Origin of the sequence: Paraburkholderia sp., assembly GCF_035501035.1 — a bacterium.
Taxonomy (GTDB): domain Bacteria; phylum Pseudomonadota; class Gammaproteobacteria; order Burkholderiales; family Burkholderiaceae; genus Paraburkholderia.
This window is the reverse complement of sequence record NZ_DATJWR010000167.1, coordinates 1-4,598: the sequence shown is the minus strand read 5'-3', so window position 1 is coordinate 4,598 and position 4,598 is coordinate 1. Positions and strand designations below refer to the sequence as shown.

Sequence of the window (4,598 nt, the reverse complement as noted above, 5' to 3'; positions counted from 1 at the left end):
AGCGCAATGGCACGCTCGTGGTCTGGCATCACGCCGATCGCACCGAAGCACCGCTCTTCGAGCGCCGGCTGCGCGCCAATTCGCCCGCCGATCTGCTCGATGGCGGATTCGTCAAGCTCGCGGGCGCGCAGGTCGGGCAGGCCGAGCCGGCGCTCGGCACGCGTTTCGCGCAAGGCTGGCTGCTGCCGAACGAAGGACAACTGGACAATCGTCAGGCGCTGAGCGCGCTCGCCGCCGGCCTCGCCGCGCGTGGCGTGCGCACGCACTGGAACACACCCGTCGATGCGATGCCGGACGCGCGCTGGATCATCGATTGCCGCGGACTCGGCGGCAAGCCCGCGTGGCCCGCGCTGCGCGGCATTCGCGGCGAAGTCGCGCGCGTGCATGCGCCGGGCATCGGGCTGTCGCGGCCGGTGCGGCTGCTGCATCCGCGCTATCCGCTGTACATCGCGCCGAAGCAGGACGATGTGTACGTGATCGGTGCGACCGAGGTGGAGGGCGAGGACATGTCGCCCGTCAGCGTCCGCTCCGCGCTCGAACTGCTGAGCGCCGCGTTCTCCGTGCATCCGGCGTTCGGCGAGGCGCGCATCCTCGAACTGAATTCGCAGTGCCGCCCGACGCTGCCCGACCACCGTCCCGCGCTGATCTGGGACGGCAAGACCACGCTGCGCGTGAATGGTCTATACCGGCACGGCTTCATGATCGCGCCGGAAGTCGCTGACGAGGCCGCGCGCGTTGCCGAGGCGCTGCTCGACGCACGTGTAGCCGACGCCGATTCGTTCGAGGCGCTGCGCCGCGCGTCGCGCTGGGGCGAGATGCTGCATGCGCCGCGCGCGCAAGAGCCGGCTTGATGCACGCTTGAAGCAGGGGCCGAGCGCGGGCGCGCGACACCACCAGGAACAAACCGCAGTCTGAAAACGCATTTGCCATGGACATTCATATCAACCAGAAGCCGATCACGCTGCCCGAGGGCGCGACCGTTTCGGATGCGCTCGCCGCCTTCGGCGCGCGGCCGCCGTTCGCCGTCGCCGTGAATGGCGACTTCGTGGCGCGCGCCCAGCATGCCGCGCGCGCGCTCCAGGCGGGCGACCGCCTCGACGTCGTGAGCCCCGTGGCTGGCGGCTGAGCCGCACGCCACTGCCTGCCGGTCGCGTCTGTCGCGCATACCGGCCTTGCGCTCCCACGACATCGCCCAAGGATTCCACGTCATGACTACCCCTCCCATCGCCGACGCACTCACGCTCTACGGCGAAACCTTCGCGAGCCGCGTGCTGCTTGGCACGTCGCGCTATCCGTCGCTGCAATCGCTCGCCGACTCGATGGCCGCCGCGCGCCCCGGCATGATCACCGTCGCGCTGCGCCGCCAGATGAACGACGGCACCGCCGAGGCCGGCTTCTTCGATCTGCTCAAGCGCCAGGGCGTGCCGCTCCTGCCGAATACGGCGGGCTGCCTCACCGTCAACGAGGCGGTGACGACCGCGCACATGGCGCGCGAGGTATTCGAAACCGACTGGATCAAGCTCGAGCTGATCGGCGACGACTACACGCTGCAGCCCGACCCGGTGGGCCTGATCGAGGCCGCCTCGCGCCTCGTGAAGGACGGCTTCAAGGTGCTGCCGTATTGCACCGAGGATCTCGTGATCGGCCGGCGTCTGCTCGACGCGGGCTGCGAGGCGCTGATGCCGTGGGGTGCGCCGATCGGCACCGGCAAGGGCGTGATCAATCCGTACGGCCTGCGCGTGCTGCGCGAGCGCCTGCCCGATGTGCCGCTCATCGTCGATGCGGGTCTCGGCGTGCCGTCGCACGCGTGCCAGGTGATGGAGTGGGGCTTCGATGGCGTGCTGCTCAACACGGCCGTTTCGCAGGCCATGCACCCCGAGGCGATGGCGCGCGCGTTCGCGCTGGGCGTCGAGGCGGGCCGCGCCGCATGGCTCGCCGGGCCGATGGCCGAGCGTGAGGCCGCGGTGGCGAGCACGCCCGTGGTCGGCATGCCGTTCTGGCACCAGGATGGAGGCAAGCGATGACCGACACACTGCGACTGAAGGACCGCGAGCTGTTCTGGCCGCCCGCGGACGAGCTCACCGAAACGGCCGAGCGCATTCGCGCGCGGCTCGGCGACTGGCCCCCCACACATGCGCCGTGGCGCATCTGCCTCACGCCGCCCGACGCGCCCAACGGCGGCGACCTCATCATCGTGACCGATGCGGCGCCGCATCTCACCGATATCGCACGCTGGATGACCGATGGCGCGGGCGTGATCGAAGCCAAGGGCGACGACCCGAAGGCCGCTCGCGCCACGCTGCATCTGGGCGGTGAGCGTTACGCGCTCGAAGGCGAACTCGCGGAAGACTGGATTGCCGCGCTGGCGGCGTTTCTCGACTGCGGCTTCGACCCGCACGACGCGCTCGTGCTCGCACTCGCCTGGCGCGACGGTGACGAACGGCAGGCCGACGCCTGGCCCGTCGACATCAAGCGCTTTCCGCGCGTGCTGGGCTTGCCCGCCGCACCCGCGCAGCCGTTCGCGCCGTGCCCTGCGAAGCTCGGCTTGTACCCGGTACTGCCCACCGCCGACTGGGTCGAGCGCGTGCTCGACTATGGCGTGAAGACGGTGCAGCTGCGCAGCAAGCAACCGAAATCTCCAGCGCTCACGCACGAAATCGAGCGCTGCGTCGCGGCTGGGCGCAAGCACGATGCGCAGCTCTTCATCAATGACCACTGGCGCGAGGCGGTTGCCGCCGGCGCCTACGGCGTGCACCTCGGCCAGGAGGACCTGCGCGAAGCCGATCTCGGCGCGATCGCGGCAGCGGGCGTGCGTCTGGGCCTCTCCACGCACGGCTATTTCGAGATGCTTACGGCGCTGCATTTCCGTCCCAGCTACCTCGCGTGCGGCGCCGTCTTTGCCACCACGACGAAGGCGATGCCTACCGCGCCTCAGGGCCTGGCGCGCCTTGCCCGCTACGTGAAGCTGCTCGACGGCGTCGTGCCGATGGTGGCGATCGGTGGCATCGACGGCGGCGTGCTGCCCGAGGTGCTCGCCACGGGCGCGGGCAGCGCAGCGGTGGTGCGCGCCGTGACCGAGGCGGCCGACCCGGCTGCCGCCGTTGCTGCGTTGCGCAACGCGTTTACGCGATAATGGTCCCGCTCTGGCGAGGGGCTGCGCGACAAGCGCCGCGCCTCGCCGGGTGGCCGCAGCCCGCAGCAGCGGGCGATGCGCTCTACATCAAAGGGACGGGGTGCGTCACGGCAGGTTTTCCACGATGGCCCTATAATCCCGCCTTCGTGTAAATGGACTGTCAGCCACGTGCCCTCATCTTCTGAGACCTTACTGGAGCTGCGCGACGTCGACTTCGGCTACGGCGACCGGCTCGTTCTGTCCGGCCTGAACATGCGCTTTGCGCGCGGTCAGGTAGTGGCGGTCATGGGCGGCTCCGGTGGCGGAAAAACGACGGTGCTGCGCCTGATCGGCGGCCTCGTACGCGCACAGCGCGGCCAGGTTCTGTTCGGCGGCAGTGACGTCGGCGCGCAATCGCGCGAAGGCCTCTACGCGCTGCGCCGCAAGATGGGCATGCTGTTCCAGTTCGGCGCGCTGTTCACCGACATGTCGGTGTTCGAAAACGTCGCCTTCGCCTTGCGCGAGCACACCGATCTGCCGGAACCGCTGATCCGCGACCTCGTGCTCATGAAGCTCAATGCCGTGGGCCTGCGCGGCGCGCGCGACCTCGCGCCCGCGGAGATTTCGGGCGGCATGGCGCGCCGTGTGGCCCTCGCCCGCGCCATCGCGCTCGACCCCGAACTCATGATGTACGACGAGCCGTTCGCGGGTCTCGACCCGATTTCGCTCGGCATCACCGCGAACCTCATTCGCACGCTCAACGACGCACTCGGCGCCACCTCGATCCTCGTCTCGCACGACGTGCCCGAATCGTTCGCGATCGCCGACTACGTCTACTTCCTCGCGAACGGCCGCGTGCAGGCGCAGGGTACGCCCGCCGAGCTGCGCGCCTCGACCGACCCGATCGTGCGCCAGTTCATCGACGGCGCGCCGGACGGCCCGTTCCGCTTCCACTACCCGTCGAACGTGCCGCTCGAAGCGGACTTCGGCATTGGCGGAGGCCGCTCATGATTGGCGCCATCAGCTCGCTCGGGCGCGGCGTGCTCGACACGATCGCGCGCGCGGGGCACGCCACGCGCTTTTTCGTGCGTCTCGTGCTCGAATTCTTCCCGCTGCTGCGCCGCCCGCGCCTTGTCACGAAGCAGATCCACTTTGTCGGTAACTATTCGCTGTTGATCATTGCGGTGTCGGGTCTGTTCGTGGGCTTCGTGCTCGGCCTGCAGGGCTACTACACGCTCAACCGTTACGGCTCCGAGCAGGCGCTCGGGTTGCTGGTCGCGCTCTCGCTCGTGCGCGAGCTCGGCCCGGTCGTGACGGCGCTCCTGTTCGCGGGCCGCGCAGGCACGTCGCTCACGGCTGAGATCGGCCTCATGAAGGCCGGCGAGCAGCTCACCGCCATGGAGATGATGGCGGTGGACCCGGTGCGCGTCGTGGTCGCGCCGCGCATGTGGGCGGGCGTGGTCGCCATGCCGGTCCTCGCGGCCAT

Annotated in this window: 6 protein-coding genes; all 6 read left to right on the top strand. The window is 69.6% G+C overall.

Features of this window, described 5'->3' with window-relative positions; genetic code table 11:
* On the top strand, positions 1-851 hold an 851-nt coding region (locus tag VMJ11_RS11610; RefSeq protein ID WP_325619561.1), incomplete at its 5' end, for an FAD-dependent oxidoreductase.
* A 77-nt stretch (positions 852-928) separates the two neighbouring features.
* Positions 929-1,126: a sulfur carrier protein ThiS gene (gene thiS / locus VMJ11_RS11605; protein ID WP_325619560.1), complete on the top strand. Its 198-nt coding sequence runs from the start codon at positions 929-931 to the stop codon at positions 1,124-1,126.
* Between the two features lie 82 nt (positions 1,127-1,208).
* Entirely contained in the window at positions 1,209-2,024 is an 816-nt protein-coding gene (locus tag VMJ11_RS11600; protein WP_325619559.1) for a thiazole synthase, read from the top strand.
* On the top strand, positions 2,021-3,133 hold the full coding sequence (gene thiE, locus VMJ11_RS11595) for a thiamine phosphate synthase (RefSeq protein WP_325619558.1): 1,113 nt from the start codon (positions 2,021-2,023) through the stop codon (positions 3,131-3,133). Before VMJ11_RS11600 ends, thiE begins: the two co-directional genes overlap by 4 nt.
* 168 nt (positions 3,134-3,301) lie before the next feature.
* A complete protein-coding gene (locus VMJ11_RS11590; RefSeq protein ID WP_325619557.1) occupies positions 3,302-4,123 on the top strand; it encodes an ABC transporter ATP-binding protein in 822 nt (273 codons plus the stop codon).
* Positions 4,120-4,598 (top strand): ABC transporter permease (locus VMJ11_RS11585; RefSeq protein ID WP_325619556.1); only part of this gene is annotated, 479 nt, incomplete at its 3' end. The genes VMJ11_RS11590 and VMJ11_RS11585, both read left to right, overlap by 4 nt.

Coding starts and splice junctions, on each gene's coding strand:
- thiS (WP_325619560.1), top strand. CDS start 929: ATGGACATTCATATCAACCAGAAGCCGATCACGCTGCCCGAGGGCGCG.
- VMJ11_RS11600 (WP_325619559.1), top strand. CDS start 1,209: ATGACTACCCCTCCCATCGCCGACGCACTCACGCTCTACGGCGAAACC.
- thiE (WP_325619558.1), top strand. CDS start 2,021: ATGACCGACACACTGCGACTGAAGGACCGCGAGCTGTTCTGGCCGCCC.